Origin of the sequence: Martinezella rhizogenes (genome assembly GCF_027460065.1) — a bacterium.
Taxonomy (GTDB): domain Bacteria; phylum Pseudomonadota; class Alphaproteobacteria; order Rhizobiales; family Rhizobiaceae; genus Agrobacterium; species Agrobacterium rhizogenes_C.
Map to the genome: position 1 here is coordinate 298,755 of NZ_JAPYZZ010000003.1, position 18,921 is coordinate 317,675.

The 18,921-nt window shown below is 61.8% G+C and carries 16 protein-coding genes; 6 read left to right on the forward strand and 10 right to left on the reverse strand.

What is annotated here, in order from left to right; all coding sequences use genetic code 11:
* Positions 1-122 precede the first annotated feature (122 nt).
* Genes O8B93_RS07915 through O8B93_RS07940 form a run of 6 tightly spaced genes read left to right on the forward strand, consistent with a single transcriptional unit; the run spans position 123 to position 8,263 of the window.
* Entirely contained in the window at positions 123-2,645 is a 2,523-nt protein-coding gene (locus O8B93_RS07915) for a hypothetical protein (protein WP_269709290.1), read from the forward strand.
* A 13-nt stretch (positions 2,646-2,658) separates the two neighbouring features.
* The gene (gene bglB / locus O8B93_RS07920; RefSeq protein WP_269709291.1) at positions 2,659-3,753 is read left to right on the forward strand and encodes a beta-galactosidase BglB; all 1,095 of its coding nucleotides are present in this window, start codon (positions 2,659-2,661) and stop codon (positions 3,751-3,753) included.
* A 5-nt stretch (positions 3,754-3,758) separates the two neighbouring features.
* Positions 3,759-5,111: a polygalacturonase PglB gene (pglB, locus tag O8B93_RS07925; protein ID WP_269709292.1), complete on the forward strand. Its 1,353-nt coding sequence runs from the start codon at positions 3,759-3,761 to the stop codon at positions 5,109-5,111.
* Positions 5,111-6,214 carry an ABC transporter ATP-binding protein gene (locus O8B93_RS07930; RefSeq protein ID WP_269709293.1) on the forward strand — a complete coding sequence of 368 codons (1,104 nt, stop codon included), beginning with the start codon at positions 5,111-5,113 and terminating at the stop codon, positions 6,212-6,214. Before pglB ends, O8B93_RS07930 begins: the two co-directional genes overlap by 1 nt.
* Before the next feature lies 1 nt (position 6,215).
* Positions 6,216-7,211 (forward strand): carbohydrate ABC transporter permease, encoded by a 996-nt coding sequence (locus O8B93_RS07935; protein WP_269709294.1) that lies wholly within the window; start codon positions 6,216-6,218, stop codon positions 7,209-7,211.
* Between the two features lie 2 nt (positions 7,212-7,213).
* On the forward strand, positions 7,214-8,263 hold the full coding sequence (locus O8B93_RS07940; RefSeq protein ID WP_269709295.1) for a carbohydrate ABC transporter permease: 1,050 nt from the start codon (positions 7,214-7,216) through the stop codon (positions 8,261-8,263).
* A 243-nt stretch (positions 8,264-8,506) separates the two neighbouring features.
* Here the strand turns inward: O8B93_RS07940 and O8B93_RS07945 are convergent, their stop codons facing one another.
* The 10 genes from O8B93_RS07945 to O8B93_RS07990 form a co-directional block, all read right to left on the reverse strand.
* Positions 8,507-9,553, reverse strand: coding sequence for a LacI family DNA-binding transcriptional regulator (locus O8B93_RS07945; RefSeq protein WP_269709296.1), 1,047 nt, complete (start codon positions 9,551-9,553; stop codon positions 8,507-8,509).
* Positions 9,554-9,762: 209 nt separating this feature from the next.
* Positions 9,763-10,548 (reverse strand): TIM barrel protein, encoded by a 786-nt coding sequence (locus O8B93_RS07950; RefSeq protein WP_269709297.1) that lies wholly within the window; start codon positions 10,546-10,548, stop codon positions 9,763-9,765.
* A gap of 8 nt (positions 10,549-10,556) precedes the next feature.
* On the reverse strand, positions 10,557-11,567 hold the full coding sequence (locus O8B93_RS07955; RefSeq protein ID WP_269709298.1) for a Gfo/Idh/MocA family protein: 1,011 nt from the start codon (positions 11,565-11,567) through the stop codon (positions 10,557-10,559).
* Between the two features lie 10 nt (positions 11,568-11,577).
* On the reverse strand, positions 11,578-12,474 hold the full coding sequence (locus O8B93_RS07960) for a sugar phosphate isomerase/epimerase family protein (protein WP_269709299.1): 897 nt from the start codon (positions 12,472-12,474) through the stop codon (positions 11,578-11,580).
* 48 nt (positions 12,475-12,522) lie between these two features.
* Positions 12,523-13,431, reverse strand: a complete 909-nt coding sequence (locus O8B93_RS07965; RefSeq protein WP_269709337.1) for a sugar ABC transporter substrate-binding protein — start codon at positions 13,429-13,431, stop codon at positions 12,523-12,525.
* Positions 13,432-13,583: 152 nt separating this feature from the next.
* Positions 13,584-14,525: a sugar ABC transporter substrate-binding protein gene (locus tag O8B93_RS07970; RefSeq protein ID WP_269709300.1), complete on the reverse strand. Its 942-nt coding sequence runs from the start codon at positions 14,523-14,525 to the stop codon at positions 13,584-13,586.
* 283 nt (positions 14,526-14,808) lie between these two features.
* Entirely contained in the window at positions 14,809-15,837 is a 1,029-nt protein-coding gene (locus O8B93_RS07975; protein ID WP_269709301.1) for a LacI family DNA-binding transcriptional regulator, read from the reverse strand.
* Between the two features lie 462 nt (positions 15,838-16,299).
* Positions 16,300-17,505 carry a 3-oxoadipyl-CoA thiolase gene (gene pcaF, locus O8B93_RS07980; protein ID WP_269709302.1) on the reverse strand — a complete coding sequence of 402 codons (1,206 nt, stop codon included), beginning with the start codon at positions 17,503-17,505 and terminating at the stop codon, positions 16,300-16,302.
* Positions 17,506-17,515: 10 nt separating this feature from the next.
* Positions 17,516-18,211, reverse strand: a complete 696-nt coding sequence (locus O8B93_RS07985) for a CoA transferase subunit B (protein WP_269709303.1) — start codon at positions 18,209-18,211, stop codon at positions 17,516-17,518.
* Positions 18,208-18,915: a 3-oxoacid CoA-transferase subunit A gene (locus O8B93_RS07990; protein ID WP_269709304.1), complete on the reverse strand. Its 708-nt coding sequence runs from the start codon at positions 18,913-18,915 to the stop codon at positions 18,208-18,210. The genes O8B93_RS07985 and O8B93_RS07990 overlap by 4 nt, the downstream gene beginning before the upstream one ends.
* Between the last annotated feature and the right edge of the window lie 6 nt (positions 18,916-18,921).

Sequence of the window (18,921 nt, forward strand, 5' to 3'; positions counted from 1 at the left end):
TTGCGACTTGACAGAATAAACGTCAAGCTGTTTGTTTTATGTAAATCACACAAATCGACGTGAAAAAGCGAAGATCGGTTCGTGAAAATAATTTCATTACAGATCGACGGGAGGCGATCCATATGACGGATGCAGCATTAGCGGCAAGCGCCTCGCAGCCGACCTACAGCGTCGGCAACGGCGAGACGGTGACGGCATGGATCGTCTCTGATCTGGTGGAGACATCGTTTCCGGGCACGCCGGCACCGGCAGAGGATCGGGTCAACTATCGCTTCATCAACGGTTTCGTCGATGTCGGCGACCTGCCCTGCCGGAAGGCTTTCCAGCAGACCATGATCGGCCGCGACATCAAGCCTGACACGGACTGGCCGGTATCACATCTCAACCTGCCGGGTTCCAACCGTCGCGTTGAATTCACCGGCTTCTGGCATGTTCCCACCCATGTGCAGCGCTGGCTGAAAGGCACCTTCCGCACCGATGCGGCACGGCAGGCCCACCTGCGGCTTCGCACCTGCGGCGGCGTTCGCATCTGGATAAACGGCGTCGAACAACTGCGCTTCGAACCCTTCATCCGCAATGTCGAAAGCAGCCGCGATGTCACACTTGATCTGGCCGCCGGCGACAATGAGGTGCTGCTGCTCTGCGAAGACCTGGCGGAGCGCGACATCATCTGGTTCGTCGAGCTTGAGGTCATCGATGCCGTACCGCTGACCGTCGTGCTGCCGGTCCCCCTCAACCGCGAAGAGACGAAACGTCTGGCCGCGCTGGTGCGTGACGTGCACCCGGCCCGCGACGCATTTTTTGGCAGCGCGCTCGAGCTTGTCTTCGGCGCAGCACCTGCGCACGACCTGCCGGTGCACATCGCAGTCAAAAGCCATGGCCATGAGCGCGCCGCACTCGCCGATGTCGAGACCGTGCTGAAGGCCGGGCAATCCTCACTGACGATCCCCGAGACGATTGGTATTGCCGACGGGTATCACGGCATCAGGATCACCCTCGGATCGGGATCCGGCACCGTCACCCGCGTTATCGATGCCGCCTTCATGCGCGATATCGCGCCGCAAGCATCCTCTGGCGAAATAAACGAGCGGAAGAAGGCAGCGCTCTCCTTCAGCGCCCGTTTTGGCGCCTGGCGCATCGGCCGCGCGCTGGCCATGGTCGCCACCGGCAGCGATGACATCAAGACGATCGGCGGCATCGTTGATGCGACGCTGCACTCCATCGACCGGCGCGAAGACTGCTCCGACTTCATCATGATCCCGCTACTCTGGCTGGTACGCGCCTATGGTGACCGGTTGCCGGCGGACATGCGGGCGCGCATCGATGCCTCGATCCTTGGCTATCGCTACTGGGTGGACGAGCCGGGCAACGACGTCATGTGGTTCTGGAGCGAAAACCACGTCCTCTGCTTCCATACCAGCCAGTTGCTCGCCGGCGACTATCTGCCGGACGCCACTTTCACCGCCTCCGGACGTACCGGACGCGAGCAGGCGGCGCTGGCGGCGGACCGGCTGGAGCGCTGGTTCGACAGCGTCGAGGCGCATGGCCTCGCGGAGTGGAATTCGGCCGCCTATTACCCCGTGGATTTCATCGGCCTCCTCGCCATCGAACATTGGGCGGGGCCGGAACTTGCCGCCCGCGCGCGCTACCAGCTTGATCTCATCTTCGAAATGATCGCGCTGCATACACTCGGCGGCGTCCCTTCCGGTTCTCAAGGGCGAGCCTATGACAAGGAGTTGCGCGCCGGGCCGCTGACGGAGCTGGCGCCCTTTGCCGAGGTTGCCTTCGGCAAGGGCTGGCTCAACAATGGCGTCGCCTCGCTGCCGATGTTCTGCTGCGGTGATTACCTGCCGCCGGCGCATCTTGCCGCCCTCTCACAGCTGACAAGCGGCCGCATGGTCGAGGCGCGGTATGCGCAGGGGCTGGAGCCCGGCAAGCTCGTGCTGTTCAAGAACGAAGCCGCCCAGCTTTCCACCGTCGTCGATCACAAGACCGGCCGCAAGGGGCACCAGCAGCATGTCATGGACATCAAGCTTGCCGGCCACCCGATGGCGCGGCTTTGGGTCAATCATCCCGGCGAAGACGATCCATGGGGTACGCAGCGCCCTTCCTACTGGGCCGGCAGCGGCATCCTGCCGCGCGTGGCGCAGCACCGCGATATCGCAATGCTGATCTTCGACACCGGGGATCACCGCAATGACTGGACCCATGCCTATCTCGGTCGCGACGGGCTGGACGAGGTGCTGATGGAGGGCAACTGGCTCATCACCCGTTCGGGCCAAGGTTTCGCGGCGCTCTACGCCACGAACGGACTTGAACCCGTCACCTCTGGCGCCACCGCCAACCGCGAGATCAGATCGCCCGGACGCCGCGCCGGCTGGATCGGCGTCATCGGCTGCGGCGACAATCAAGACTTCGCCGGCTTCCGTGAGAAAATTCTCGCCACGCAGGTCACCTTCGACGCCGAAAACCGGCGGCTCTCGGTCACGCCATCAGGCGGCGCGGTTCTCACCCTCACATGGGACGGCAGCTTCACCATCGGCGGACAGACCGTGGCCTTCGACCACGACCAACCGCAACCGAAAATCACCTTCGACAGCGCCGATCCCACTTCGGACGACGCGGCACGCCCCTTTTACTCCTAAGCGGAATGACCAGATGAACCAGCCAAGCATGGAAAAAGACACTCTCCGGACGACCATCGACAATGTCGCCGCCGCCTTCAGCCGCCTCAAGGGCATTCAGGAAGGTCTGGTCAGCGACGGTTCCGATGGCAAGATCCAGTTCGACGAATGGGACTGGGAAGTGGGTGTGGGCCTTTACGGCTTCCTGCGCCGGGCGCTCGCCGCCAATGACCAGAAGGCATTGGACGACCTCGTGACATGGTATGGCTGGCAGATCGACCGTGGCCTGCCGCCGCGCCAGATCAACAGCTCCGCGCCGATGCTGCCGCTCGTCATCCTGACAGAACATGTCGACCGGCCGGATTTCCGCGCGCTGGTGGAAGACTGGGCCGACTGGCTGGTGCATGAATTGCCTAAAACCGAAGATGGCGGCTTCCAGCATGTCGTCAAGGAGCGGCTGAATGAGGGCGAATTATGGGACGATACGCTGTTCATGGCCTGTCTGTTCCTCGCTCGCGCCGGTGTGGTCTGCAAACGCCAGGACTGGATCGACGAAGCCGTCTACCAGTTCATGATCCATGCGCGGTATCTCTCCGACCCCGTCACCGGGCTCTGGTATCACGGCTGGACCTTCAACGGCCGCCACAATTTCGCGGACGCCTTCTGGGCGCGCGGTAATTCCTGGATCACCGTCGCCATTCCCGAACTCTTCGAGCTGGTGCCGACGCTTGCCGGAAAGGACAAACGTTTCCTCGCCAATGTGCTTTCAAGCCAGGTGCGGTCGCTGAGGCAATATCAGCGCGAAGACGGCATGTTCCACACGCTGCTCGATGACCCGACCTCGCCGGTCGAGACATCGGCAACGGCCGGCATCGCCTACGGCATTCTGCGCGGCATCGAGGCCGGCATTCTCGGCGAGGAGAACCGGCCGCATGCGGAGCGCGCGCTGAAGGCCGTGCTTGGCAATATCGATGACGAAGGCGTCGTTCACGGGGTTTCCGACGGCACGCCGATGGGCCACGATCTTGATTTCTACCGCCGCATTCCCAATCTGCCCACGCCCTACGGGCAGGCGCTGACGATGCTGCTTCTGATCGACGTTTTCCTGAAAAGGCCAAAGGCATCGTGAACATCATGACCATCAGTCAGGACATTACAGTCGCCACAGGTGGCCTTGATGCCACGGCGGCCATCCAGCAGGCTATCGATGCCGTGTCATCAGCAGGCGGCGGCCGTGTGTCTCTCTCGGCCGGGCGTCATGTCAGCGCCGGCCTCCACCTCAAAAGCGGTGTGGAACTGCACCTTGCCGAAGATGCGGTGCTTGCCCCCGTTTCCGATTACGACGCCTACGCGCTTTCCCGGGTTTCGGTGATTGCCGAAGACTCCGATCGCGGCATGATCATCGCGAGAGGCGCGAACAACATCGCCGTCACGGGTCCCGGCCGCATCGAGGCCGGCGGTGAAAACTTCGTCATCGGCGATGACACGGCCATGGGAACCTATATCCCGGCAAAGAAACGCCCGCGCGTCATGGTGCTGGAAGCCTGCCGCAACGTGCGCCTCGAAAACCTCCACGTCAGCGGCTCCCCCATGTGGACGCTGCATATGGTCGATTGCGAGGACCTCCATTTCCGCAACCTGCGCATCGAAAACGACCGCCGTCTGCCGAATACGGACGGCATCGTGCTCGACGCCTGCCGGCGCGCATTGATCGAGGACTGCTTTATCTCGACCGCCGATGACGGCATCTGCCTGAAGACGAGCGCCGGGCCGGATGGCAAGGCGGTGGGGGTCTGCGCCGATATCACGGTGCGCCGCTGCACCGTTTCCAGCATGAGCTGCGCGCTGAAACTCGGCACCGAGTCTTTCGGTGATTTCACCAATGTGGTGTTCGAGGATTGCAAGGTCGTGCAGTCCAACCGCGGCATGGGTCTGTTCTCCCGGGATGGCGGCGCGATGCGCAACATCCGCTTTTCGCGGATCGAGACCGAGTGCCACGAGACACCGGGCGGCTTCTGGGGTTCGGGTGAAGCGGTCACCGTCACCGTCGTGGACCGTCGCCCCGAACGGCAGGCCGGCCGGGTGGAAAACCTCGTGGTGGAAGATTTGGGCGGCTCCATGGAAGGGGCGATCAACCTCGTCTCCACCTCAAAGGCCGGCATTCACAATGTCAGGCTGGAGCGTGTCACGCTTGCGCAGCAGCCCGGCAAGCTCGGCACCGGCCTACAATATGACCTGCGCCCCACCAATGCCGATATCGCGCCAAGCGCCGATGCGGCTGGCCGCGCCAATGCCTGGACGCAGGATGCGCAGGGCCGGATTGTCGGCATGGAGGACTATCCGGGCGGCATGCCCGCGATCTATCTTTCGGGCGTTCACGGATTTTCGGCGCATGATGTCGCCATCAAAAGAGCGATGCCCTTGCCGGAGGGCTGGAACGGCCAAGAGATCGTCGCGACGACGGGCTCGAATGAAGGGAGCAGGTGATGGGAAGTTTGAAACTCGAAAACCTCAACAAGGCGTTCGGCGCCGTTCATGTGCTGCATGATATCGATCTTCAGATCGAAAACGGCGAATTCGTCGTTTTCGTCGGCCCCTCGGGTTGCGGAAAATCGACGCTGCTGCGCATCATCGCCGGTCTGGAAGATATCACGTCTGGCAGCATCGCCATCGGAAATCGCGATGTCAGCGCGCTGTCTCCGGCCGAGCGCAAGATCGCCATGGTCTTCCAGTCCTATGCGCTTTATCCGCATATGAGCGTGCGCAAAAACCTTGCCTTCGGTCTGGAAAACCTGCGCTTCAAGCGGGCGGAAATCGAAAGCCGCATCAACGAGGCGGCGCGTATGCTGGCCATCGAGCCCTATCTAGACCGCAAGCCGAAACAGCTTTCCGGTGGCCAGCGCCAGCGCGTCGCCATCGGCCGCGCCATCGTGCGCGAGCCTGACATCTTCCTGTTCGACGAACCGCTGTCGAACCTCGACGCCGCACTGCGCGTGCAGACCCGCGCCGAAATCACGAGGCTGCACCGCGATATCAAGACCACGATGATCTATGTCACCCACGATCAGGTGGAAGCCATGACCATGGCCGACAAGATCGTGGTGCTGCGCGCCGGACGTATCGAACAGGTGGGCAGCCCGCTTGAGCTTTTCGACAATCCGCGCAACCTCTTTGTTGCCGGTTTCCTCGGTTCGCCGCGCATGAACATGCTGAAGGGCACCATCACCAAGGGAGAAGACGGCAACATCGCCATCGACGCCGGTTACGGCGTGTCGCTGCCATGCCTCGTCGATCCCGTAACCGTCAGCCCCGGACAGGCGGTTCTCGCGGGCATCCGCCCCTCGCATTTCGCCATCGCGGAAGCCGGCCTGCCCTTCGAGGTGCAATATCACGAAAGCCTCGGCACCGAGACCTATCTCTACGGCAATCTCCAGGGTGAGAAAGAGCAGATCATCGTGCATCAGGCGGGTCATTTCGCGCCCGCTTCCGGCTCGGTGCTGAAGATCATGCCGGCACGGGAAAAGGTGCATGTCTTCGATCCCGCCAGCGAACTGGCGCTGCCGCGCATCGCGAGCGAAGGGAGGGGTTAGCATGGCCAATCCGACGCTTGCGAGACTGTCCGACCGTGCGCTCGACGCCGTGATGGCGATCGCCGAAGTGCCGCTCAACTTCATCGAGCGGGTGATCGGCAAAAGGCGCATGCCCTATATCTTCCTGATGCCGAACCTCGTTCTTTTCGGCATCTTCACCTTCCTGCCGATTGCGATTGCGGTCGGTTACGCCTTTACCGGCGGCACCGAACTTTTGATCTCCGACCGCCCCTTTGTCGGCCTGGAGAACTTCGGCAAGCTGCTGGATTGCCAGAGCTATATGGACCCCGGAAGCTGCCGGGAATCGCTGTTCTGGACCGCGATCTGGAACACGCTGTGGTTCGTCGCCTTCAATGTCGTCGCCACGCTGCTGGTCGCGCTCATCACGGCGCTTATCCTCAACCGGGCGATTGCCGCGCGCGGTTTCTTCCGCGCAATGTTCTTTTACCCGGTGCTGCTGTCGCCCGTTGTCATCGGCCTCATCTGGAAATGGTTTCTGGACCGCAACGGCCTGCTCAACGCCTTCTTCCAGATGCTGGGCGTGCCGCCGGAAATCTTCCTGCTGGATGTCGGCTGGTCGCGCTTTTTCGTGGTCGTCGTGTCGGTCTGGTTCCATATGGGCTTTTATACGCTGATCCTGCTCGCCGGCCTTCAGGCCATCCCGAAGGATCTTTATGAAGCCGCCGCCATCGATGCCGCCTCGCCCCGGCGCACGCTGTTGCGCATCACCCTGCCGCTTCTCGGCCCCAACCTGCTCGTCGTGCTCATCCTCTTGATGATCCGCTCGGTGCAAATCTTTGACGAGGCATGGGTTCTGACCAATGGTGGCGGGCCAGGAACGGCCAATACATTCGTCGTGCAATATATCTACCAGATGGCCTTTGGCAGCGATCTGAGGCTGTTTGGCCTTGCCTCCGCCGCATCGGTTCTCATGGGCCTTGTGCTTCTCGCGCTCACCCTCGTGCAGCTGCGCCTCGGCAAAAAGATGGAGTCCTGACCATGTCCAACGCCGTCTCTTTCCTCACGCGCACCCGCCGCCCCGGCCGGATTGGCCTCACCGATATCCTCTCCTGGGTCTGGCTCATCGGCGGCACGCTCGCCGTCCTCATCCCGGTCGTCTGGGCCGCCATGTCATCGCTGAAACCGGAAGCCGAGATCACAAGATTTCCGCCGAGCCTTCTGCCCCGCGCCGCCGTGCAGGTGGAGGTTCAGGGTTACGACAAGCCGCTCAGCCTGTGGAAAGCGACCATCGACGGCGCTGAGCGGGACATGGCCATGGTCCGCCGCGTCGGCCTGAAAGCCCAGATGGTCGATCCGGCCAATCCCGGCCCTCCCGTCAGCGTCGACACACGCGAGATAACGCCGGTTCAGAAACTGACCATCGCGACGGAGAACTTCACCGATCCGCTGACGCAGTTCAGCTTCCTGACCTTCCTCAAGAACTCGGTCTTCGTCACCTTCGTCGCAACGGTCCTGACGCTGATCGTCAACGCCATGGCTGCCTTCGCACTCTCGAAATACCGCTTCCGTGGCGAAAAAGCGATCTTCGTGCTGATCATCTCCACCCTGATGATCCCGCTCACCGTCGTCATGGTGCCGGCCTATCTCGTCATCGTCGGCGTCGGCCTCGTTGACAATCTCTGGGGCGTCATCATTCCCACCGTCGCCACGCCGACGGGCGTGTTCCTGCTCAGGCAATATATGCTGACCATTCCCGACGAGCTGATCGAGGCGGCGCGCGTCGATGCCGCCAGCGAATTCCGCATCTTCTGGCGCATCATCCTGCCGCTCACGGCACCCGCACTCGCGGTCCTCGCGATCTTCTCTGTGCTGTGGCGCTGGAACGACTTCCTTTGGCCGCTGATCGTTCTCAGCAGCCGCGAAAACTTCACGCTGCAGGTGGGGCTTAACGCCTTCCAGGGCGAGTTCTCGGTGCAATGGCACTATATCCTCGCCATGACCTTCCTCAGCCTGGCACCCGTCACCGTCGTGTTCCTGTTCCTGCAGCGCTACATCACGACAGGCATTGCCGGCACGGGGATGAAGTAAGGGGAGCATTGCGGCTTGTGGTAAAACCACAGCCCGTAGGCGATTGGGATGGCGCAGGCCCGTCCCCTCCTCCGTCATCCCGGCCTTGAGCAGGGATCCAGCCGACGCGCGTCTGCATGGCGAGAAGAGTCCTTTCAGCCCAAGGATTTGGGCTGGCTAGATTTCGGCTCGAGGCCGGAATGACGTGAGAATTAATCGGCTGGCGTCTATTCAGCCGCCAGCACAAGGCGACACTCCAACACCCTATCTCGGCGGCGGCGCGATACTGCCCCTTAACACCAGCCGACAACCGAGTTCCAGCCGGTGCGCCGGGCGCGTCGGATCGGCCGCCACCAGCCGCTGCTCCAGCAGCGCAAGCGCCGCACCGCCCAACCGGTCGGCCGGCAGCTGGATGGTGCTGAGCGGCGGCGCGCTGAAGGCCGCCGGCATGATATCGTCGAAACCCAGCACCGAGACGTCATCCGGCACCCGGATTCCAGCCTCCGTCAGCGCCTTCAGACAGCCGAGCGCCAGATTGTCAGCGGCGCAGAAGATCGCCGTCGCGTTTCGGAGCGGGCGTTCCTCGGCGAGCAGCCGGCGAATGGCGGCCTCACCCCATTGCGGCTCAAAGCTTTCCACCTCGACAACCATGTCCGAAGGCACGGCAAGGCCCGCCGCGAGATAGGCGTCGCTGTATCCATCATAACGACGGCGGATTGTCGTGCGCCCCTTCCAGGTGATATGCAGGATATTGCGATGCCCGAGCGATAGCAGATGTTCGATGCCGAGCCGCGCGCCAAAACGGTTTTCCGCCGTCACCGTGTCAACGATCATGGCCGGGTCTTCACCATTGATAAGCACCACTGGCCGGCCAAGCGCCGACAGCGCCTCGACCAGTTGCGACCTGTCATCGTTGAGAACCACGATCCCATCGACATTGTCTCCATCCGCAGCCGCCACCACCGCGACCGGATCAATCCGGCTCGTCGCGCTGACATAGGGAACGATGCGAATGCCGCGCCGCTCGCATTCGCGCCGAAAACCGTTCAGCATCGTCCAGCTGACCATGTTGAGGTCGCTCTGCGGTGCGGCGTCATTGGTCATGGCCAGAAGCACGACGCGCAGGGTGGCGATGGTCGCCTTCTGCCGGCGGTTTTCGAGATAACCGAGCGTGCGGGCCACCTCCAGCACCCGTTCGCGAACCTGCGTGGTCAAGGGCGCGGTGCCGTTGATGGCATGCGAAGCGGTGCTCAGCGAAACATTCGCCTCCCGCGCCACATCCTTAAGCGTCGTTTTCCTATCCGCTTTCATATAGGGGAAATTCAACCACTCTTCTTCGGACGGTTCGGGCAGAAAGCCTGCGCCGCGCAGTCGATCTGAAGAATAGCCGTGCCTGTTTGCTGCTCTCTCGTTAGCGGAAGACTACAGTAACATCCGTAAATGCGGAATTGATTTCTTTGGGTTTTTGCCATCACCTGGCCAAAAGCACCGCCCGCAGCAAGCTGCGGGCGGTAAGGCGGTCAGAGCGCCTGGGAGATATGGTCGATGCTGTCCTTCACGGCAGCCAACGGGTCCTTCAACTCATGCACTTCCGTCGCGAAGGGCTCGAAGCTGTAAGGCCCCTTGTAACCGGCCGCCTCCAGCGTCCTGATCTGCGCGATATTCTCGAGCCGGTCGTCGCCATCCACGAGAACACGGTGGGCGTCCAGCATGTCGGCGACGGAGACGGCGGGGTCGGTGACGCCGGAAATGTGGACGAGGCCGGTGCGTTCGGGGAAGAACTCGGTCTCGCCCGCAAGGTGATGGTGAAAGGTGTCATGCACCAGCTTATAGACATCACCACCGCCGGCCGCATCGATTGCCCTCACGGCCTCGGCCTTGGTGCGCAGCGAGGACACCGGGAAGCCGAGCGGCTCGACAAGGCCGGTCAGGCCGCGTTCCTCGAGGATCGGCTTCATGGCCTTCAGCGCCGTGACGAGATCGTCGAAAGAGACGGCCGTGCCGTCATTGAGCGGGCACATGACGAGCGCCTTCGCGCCGCTTGCCGCCGCATAATCAGCCATGGCGACGGCCCGCTCCGGCAGGTCGCCCGACCAGACGTTGAAGGGATAAAGCGCGTTGATCGAGATGATCGTCACGCCAGCCTTTTCGGCCGCCGCCTTCACCGCGACCGGATCCGTCGTGCCGACGATATCAGGCAGGTCGTTGCGGATTTCGACTTCGGTGAGGCCGAGTTCACGGGCGGTTGCGAAGAACGCCTCAAGGGAAAGCTTCGGCGCGGTGATGTGGTTGATGGCAAAACGCATGAAAGACCTCACTGATAAAGGGCCGGACGGGTGGGAAGTTCGATTGCGACGGCCGCCCCTTGTGTCTCCTGCGCGGCCACGCAGGCGTCGGAGGTGATGGCGGCCACGTAGCCGTCCCAGGAATTCGGTCCGGACGCCGTTCCCTTTGCCGCAGCATTGATGAAGTCCTGCAACTCCACATCATAGCTGGCGACGAAGCGATCCTTCCAGTCGGTGAGGATATCGTTTTGCAGCTTGGCCCCGAGGCGCGTCTGCACCGACATCGGCTCCGGCAGGCTGGCAATGCCGTCCTCACCCACCACCTGGCACTGGATATCATAGCCGTAGTGGCAATTGACGAAGATTTCGACGTCGATGATCGTACCCTTGGCGGTTTCCAGAATGACGATCTGCGGGTCCTTCAGCTTCGCATGGCTGCGGGCGGCGGAGCGGGGAAAGAGGACGCGGGCCGAAACATAGTCATCGTCAAGCAGCCAGCGCAGCACGTCGATCTCATGGATCATCGTGTCGTGAATCGCCATGGGCGTGACATATTGCTCCGGAACCGTCGGGTTGCGGTGGGCGGCATGCACCATGATCGGCGCGCCGATCCGGCTGTCCACGGCCTGTTTCAGCGCCACGTAACCAGCATCATAACGGCGCATGAAGCCCACCTGAACCAGCCGCTTGCCATGCGCCACCTCGGCGTCGACGATGCGTCCTGCACCTTCCGCCGTTGTCGCCAGCGGCTTTTCGCAGAAGCACGGTTTGCCGGCGGCGATGGCTGCCAGCACATATTGCTCATGGGTTGCGCCCCATGACGTGACGAGCACGGCATCCACATCGGGCGATGCGATCAGTTCCTCGCCGGTGGCGAAGATGGCGGCATCCGGGGCGATGTCGTTTTTGACCGCCTCGGCCGAGGCGCGATTGACGTCGCTGAGCGCAACGATCTTCGCGCCGCCGAGAACCTTGTTGATACGGCGGGCGTGATCACGCCCGATTGCGCCGGTGCCGACGACACCAATTCTCACAGTCATCTGAAAAACCTCATTTCCAGTATTTGGCGACGTATCGCCGGGTTTCGCTGAGCATGAACCGCGCGCTTTCATCGACGCGGTCTTCCCAGGCAAAGACGCAGTTCGACAGCACGCCATCGAATTTCATGTCGGCAAGCGTCGCAAAGAATGTTTCCCAGTCGATCTCGCCCTGGCCGAAATCGGTATGCTGATGCACTCGGACCTTCGAGCCGGGCGGATTGACGATATAACGCAGCTGCGACGACTTGTTGTGGTCATAGGTATCGGCAAGGCGCACATGCACCAGATGGCCCTCGGTCGCGCGCAGGTTCGCCACCATGTCCGGCCCGTAAAAGAACGTGTGCGGCGCGATGAAAGAGGCCTTCACCGCCTTGGAATTGATGGTCTTGATGATGTCGATGGCCGGGGCGATTTCCTCGAGCCAGTCTTCGGGATGCGCCTCCAGCGACAGCACCAGCCCTTCCCGCTCGAGGATCGGCACCAGAATATCCATGGCGCGGAAGAACTGCGCCTCGCAGGTTTCCGGGCGATGCAGGCCGGAACGGTCGTTGAGGCTGCGCTCCGGCGAGCCACCGCGGCCGAATTCCGAAACGAACATCGGGCATTCCATCTCGACGGCAATCTCGATGGCGCGTTTCCAGTTGTCGATCGCCACCTCCCATTCGTCCGGATAGGGGCTTGCCCAGCGATACATGGGCTGCAGCGTGGCGAGACCGACACCATGGTCCTTCAACGCCTTTTTGAATTCAGCGACCCGTTCGGGATAGACCTTCGGTCGTGTCCACCAGGAGAGGAAATCCGGGCGCGGCGAAAGTTCGACGTAGTCATAACCGAGGTCTGCGACCTTGCGGCAGGTCTCAGACAAGGAGAGGTGCCGGAACATGTGTGGATCGAGCGTATGTTTCATGGTGTTTCCAGTGGAGTGATAAACGGACCGGGGCCGAAGCCCCGGGGCTTATTTCGCGTAGGCGGACATATTTTCCGGTGTGACGAGTTCGAAAGGCACCCAGAGCGTCTTTTCCGTGCTTTGCCCGGCAGCGGCCTTCACCGCCGTCTGGACGGAGACCTCACCCTGCTTCGTCGCATTCTGGTAGACGGTGATATCGAGGTCTCCGGCCTGCATGGCAGCAAGACCGTCCGGCGTGGCGTCGATGCCGGCAATGACGACATCCTTCATGGAAACGCCCGCTGCCTTGAGGGCCTGCGCGGCGCCTATCGCCATTTCATCATTATTGGCGATAACGGCATCGAACTGGATACCCGCCGTCAGCCAGGAGGAGACAAGGTCCTGCGCCTGCGTGCGGCTCCAGTTCGCCGTCTGCTTTTCGAGGATTTCGATCTTGCAGTCCGATTTGGAAAATACCGTTTCGACATCCTTGGTACGCACCAGCGCCGCGTGATTTTCCAATGGCCCCATCAGGATGACGGCCTTGCCCTTGCCGCCCATCAGCTTGCAGGCAGCTTCGGCTTCCATGGTGCCGGAATCGAGTTCGTTGGAACCGACAAAGGCCGTTCCATCAGGCAGGCCGGTTTCCAGTTCGGCCGGCGGATGGTTCACATAAACGAGCGGAATTTTCGCAGCGGACGCGGCTTTGGTGATTGCGGCAGTCGCATCGCCATCCACGGCATTGACGATGATCGCATCGACACCATTGGCGATGAAATTCTGCACCTGATTAAGCTGCTTTGACGGATCAAGCTGGGCATCCTCGACCAGAAGCTCGATGTTTTTATCGCGCCCGGCCTCGGCCCTTATGCCGTTGAGCAGGATCGTCAGAAACGGATTGTCGAAAGACGTCATCGAGACTGCGATGCGGGTTTCGGCAAGGGTCGGTGTCGCGAAAATGCTGAGTGCCGTCGCCATCAATAGTTTTTTCAAGGTTTCCTCCCGCGGAAATCGCCGCTGGTTGCTTCATGTCGTGTCGCCGGAGCCGGCCATCCTGCCGGCTCCGGCGCGTTCGGCCTGCCCGGCGGCACTCCCCGGGAGCGGGGAAGTCGCCTCGGCGTGGCCATGGCTCAGTTCTTGGCCTGATAGTTCTTCAGGTTGTTAGGCGTGACCAGTTCGAAGGGAACGAAGACCTTCTTGTCGATGGTTTCGCCCTTGGCGAGTTTCAGCGCTGCATCCAGCGCACCCGTACCCTGGCCTGCGGCATTCTGGAAAACGCTCACATCCAGATCACCCGCCGCCATGGCGGCAAGCGCGTCCTGCGTGGCGTCGATGCCAGCGATGATGACGCTGTCCATCGACCGGCCCGCCGCCTTCAGCGACTGGATGGCGCCGATGGCCATCTCGTCATTGTTGGAAATGACGGCATCGAACTCAACGCCGGCTGAAAGCCAATTGGTCATCAGATCCGAGCCCTGCGTGCGCGACCAGTTGGCGGATTGTTCCTCGACGAGCTTGATGAAGCCGCAATCGGGCGTGGCGACCACATCCTTGATATCCTGCATGCGCATGCGCGCCGCCTGGTTGGAAAGCTCGCCCATCATCACCACGGCCTTGGCGTCCGTCTTGCCCGCTTGCTTCAACAGCCGGCAGACTTCCTGCGTCTGCAGGGTGCCCGACTGCTTTTCATCGGAGGCGACAAAGGCCTGTTTGTCCGGCAGGCTGTCGAGATTGACCGGCTGGCGGTTGACATAGACAAGCGGAATGCCGGCGGCGGCTGCGGCCTGCGAAAGTGCTACGGTCGCGTCCGTGTCGACCGGATTGACGATGATGGCATCGACGCCGGCTGCAACGAAATTCTGCACCTGGCTCAGCTGCTTGCCGACATCGTTCTGCGCATCCTCAACCTGCAGCGAAACGCCGTTCATACCCTTGGAATAATCGATCATGCCGTTGCGCAGCACCGTCAGGAAATTATCGTCGAACAGGGCCATCGAAACCCCGACGGTCTGCGCCGATGCGCCCGTTGCCAGCATCGCGGCGAAAGCTGCAATTGCGAAATGTCTTTTCATGTCGTTCTCCTCCAAACCCCTTTGAAAAGAACCGGTTGCGCCCTCTCGCGCATTTCGCGCTGTCATGGCTTTCCGGCAAAAAGCTGCCCCTTCGCCGCAAAGGAAAATCCGCGGCGTCAAGCAACCCTGAAATAATCTAGTGTCGTGAAGGTCGGCCTCCTGCCCGCTCCACAGGCGGCCAAGATTTCCTAGTCCGGTCGCGGCGTCAACGCATCAGCAGCACGCAAAACCATCAAGCATGATAGAAACAGGCGCCGGGTTTATGATGGAATCTATCAAACCATCACAGGCTCTCAGGAACCCACAGATGCGCGGGCACGAAACGCTGTCCCGGCGTTTCCGCCATGCCATGTTCGATCGTGTGAACCATGGTGGCCAGAAGGTCGGTGCAGAGTTCGCGAAGCGGGGTCTGGAAGACGCCGCTGATGCGCCGTTCCAACAGCGCCTGACGGGATTCGGGGGTGAGTTCATTCACCAGACAGACGATGTTTTCCTGCCGGTTTTCCTGCTGCAGGGCCTCGATCACCCCCTCCATGCCGCCGCCGACGCAATAGATGCCGACGAGATCCCGGTGCTTGGCGATGGTGTCCATGACCAGTTCATAGGTCAGCCGGCGTGTTTCCAGCGTGATCAATGCGTCCATTACCTCGAATTCCGGCGCATATTCGCGCATGTAGCTGCGAAACCCGGTTTCGCGCAGCGAATGGCCGTGGAAACGGTGGCCGCCGAGGAGAAGAAGCACCTTGCCCTTGCCGCGCGCCAGCCGGGAAATCATCCACGCCGCCGTGCGCCCGACCTTCATGTTGTTGGCACCGAGATAGGCTTCCCGCACGCCCTGGGCAAAATCGGAGAGCAACGAAAACGTTGGTATGCCCTTGGCCTTCAGCGCCTCGACGGCGGCCGTGACATCATGATGGTCCGGCCCGGTTGCGGCCACCGCCTGCACGCGGCCCTTCATGCCGGTCAACAGGGCTGCAAGCTCGCCCGGCTCGCCGGACTGGGCGAATTCGATGCGCAAGGTGAGGTGCCGATCCCGGATATTGCGCGCCGCAAACTCCAGCTCGTCGGCGAAGGTCTGGTAGAAGGCATGCCGTTCCTTGCGCAGGATGATGCCGAGACTATAGGACGGCATATCGGCCAGCATGCGCTGGCGAATGATGTTGGCGGCATGAAAACCGATCTTCTCCGCCGCCTCGAACACCCGCCGCGCGGTTTCCTCCCGCACCGGCAGGCGGCCGTTCAGCACCCGGTCAACGGTGGCGACGCTGACGCCGGCGGATTTTGCGACATCGGTGATGGTTGGACGCTTCATGTTGGCTCCCGCAGGCGGAAAGATTCCTGTCATCTCTTGCAAAACATGTCACGGATGATGATGGAATCCAACATGGCGAAGGGATATGGCGGGGAGCGTCGCGGCAAAAATTCCGATCCGCCGCCGCTTGAACAGTTTCTGCTTCACCAGTCCATCACGACTAGCCAATACGACTAGCATACCACGCCTTCTCCCTCATTCCTGTGCTTGTCACAGGAATCCAGCCAGCCCAAATCCTTGGACTGAAGGAGTCTCTTCACGGCGCAGACGCGCGTCGGCTGGATGCCTGTGACAAGCACGGGAATGAGGAGAATGGGGTGGTATGGTATGGGCCAACGCAAGCAAATCGTCGGCCAGCGGCCTGAACGGCCCAACCACCGTAATGAAACTGCGGCAGCGGCGTTCATAGCCTTTTACAGCAGCATTCGCCCCCTATCCCGATACCGAATGCCGCTGATCTCGTCAGACCCGCTCCAGCGCCACGGCAATACCCTGCCCGACACCGATGCACATGGTGGCGAGCGCCAACCGCTTGCCGGTGAGCGAAAGCTCCAGCGCCGCCGTGCCGGCAATGCGGGCACCCGACATGCCGAGCGGATGGCCAAGCGCAATTGCGCCGCCATTGGCATTCACCCGCGCATCGTCATCAGCAATGCCAAGTTGACGCAACGTCGCAAGGCCCTGACTGGCGAAGGCCTCGTTCAGCTCGATCACATCGAGCTGCTCCTGCTTCAACTCGAGCCGGGCCAGCAGCTTCGCAGAGGCCGGGGCCGGGCCGATACCCATGACGCGCGGCGGCACGCCGGCCGCGGCACCGCCGAGGATGCGGGCGATGGGGGTGAGACCGTATTTCTTCGCCGCTTCCGCCGACGCGATGATGAGCGCGGCCGCGCCGTCATTGACACCAGATGCGTTGCCCGCCGTCACCGTCGCGCCATCGCGTTTGTTCACCGGCTTCAGCTTCGCCAGCGCTTCGAGACTGGTCGCGCGCGGATGTTCGTCCTTGGAGACGACAAGCGGATCGCCCTTGCGCTGCGGGATCGTCACCGAGACGATCTCTTTGTCGAGACGGCCATTGGCCTGCGCATCCGCCGCCTTCTGCTGGCTGCGCACCGCAAAGCCATCCTGATCCTCACGCGAGACCTGATAATCGACGGCGACATTGTCGCCCGTTTCCGGCATGGAATCGACGCCATATTGCGCCTTCATCAGCGGGTTGACGAAACGCCAGCCGATGGTGGTGTCATAGATTTCAGCATTGCGCGAGAAGGCGCTCTCGGCCTTGGGCAGAACGAAGGGCGCACGGCTCATGCTTTCCACGCCGCCGGCGATCATCAGTTCCGCCTCACCCGATTTGACGGCGCGGGCGGCCGCGATGACGGCATCCATGCCCGAGCCGCACAGCCGGTTGATCGTCGTTCCGGTCACGGAAACCGGCAGGCCGGCAAGCAGCAGCGACATGCGCGCCACATTGCGGTTGTCCTCGCCCGCCTGGTTGGCGCAGCCGAAGATCACATCCTCGACGGCCTCCCAGTCGACGGAAGGATTGCGTTCCATCAGCGCCTTCAGCGGCACCGCGCCGAGATCGTCGGCCCGCACGGAGGAGAGCGCGCCGCCGAAGCGGCCGATGGGCGTGCGGATATAGTCGCAGATGAATGCGTCGGTCATCGGTTTTTCCTTAAAGTTCCGGGGCGACGAGATCGGCGACCTCGCCATCGACCGCCAAAGGCGCTCCGGTCATGGCCTGCAATTCCTCTGATGTCATTGCCGGCAGTTTTTCACGCAGCACGAAACGGCCATCCACCACGTCGATGACCGCATGGCTGGTATAGATGCGGGTGATGCAGCCAACGCCGGTCAACGGGAAAGCGCATTTTTCCACCAGTTTCGGTTCGCCGTTCTTGGTGACATGTTCGGTGATGACAAAAACCTGCTTGGCTCCATGCACCAGATCCATGGCCCCGCCGACGGCCGGCACGCCCTTGGAACCGACGCGCCAATTGGCGAGATCGCCATTCTGCGCCACCTGATAGGCCCCGAGGATCGCCACATCGAGATGCCCGCCGCGCACCATGGCGAAGCTGTCGGCATGGTGGAAGAAGGCGGCACCGGGTTTCAGCGTCACGGCCTTCTTGCCGGCATTGATGAGGTTCCAGTCCTCTTCACCTTCCGGCGGCGCTTCGCCGAAATTGAGAATGCCGTTTTCGGTATGGAAAATCGCCTGACGGCCGGGCGGCTGGTAGCGCGCCACCATTTCCGGAAAGCCGATGCCGAGATTGACATAGGCGCCGTCCTCGATGTCCTGCGCCGCGCGCCAGGCGATCTGGGCGTTGGAGAGCTTGATGTCTTCGCGGGTGTCGATGGTCTGGGTCATGCGTAGGCTACTCCCGCACGAATGAGAACTTCTTCCTGTTGCGGATCGGGGATTTCCACGACGCCGTTCACGAAAATGCCTGGCGTCACGACATGCTCCGGGTCGATCTCGCCGGCAGCGACGATCTTGGAGACCTGCGCGATGGTGGTCTTCGCGGCCATGCACATCAGCGGGTTAAAATTGCGCCCTGCCTTGTTGTAGGTGAGGTTGCCATAGGTATCGCCAAGCTCCGCCTTGACGATGGCAAAATCCGCCTTCAACCAGCGTTCCTGCACATAAGAGCGGCCGTCAAATTCCGCGATGACCTTGCCTTCAGCCAGTTCCGTGCCGAAGCCCGTCGGGGTGTAGAAGGCCGGGATACCCGCACCACCGGCGCGGATGCGCTCGGCGAGCGTGCCCTGCGGCACCAGTTCCAGCTCGATCTCGCCGGCCAGATACCGGTCTGTAAAGGCACGCGGATCAGAAGAGCGCGGAAACGAACAGATCATCTTCTTGACCATGCCGGCATCAATCATCGCCGCGATGCCGATGCGGCCATTGCCTGCATTGTTGTTGATGACTGTGAGGTTCTTCGGTCCCCTGTCGATCAGCGCGTGGATCAGCTCGATCGGCGCGCCGGAGCCGCCGAAACCACCGATCATGATCGTCGCACCGTCACCGATGCTGGAAAGCGCCTCTTCGGCGCTCTTGATTGTCTTGTCCATTCTCAA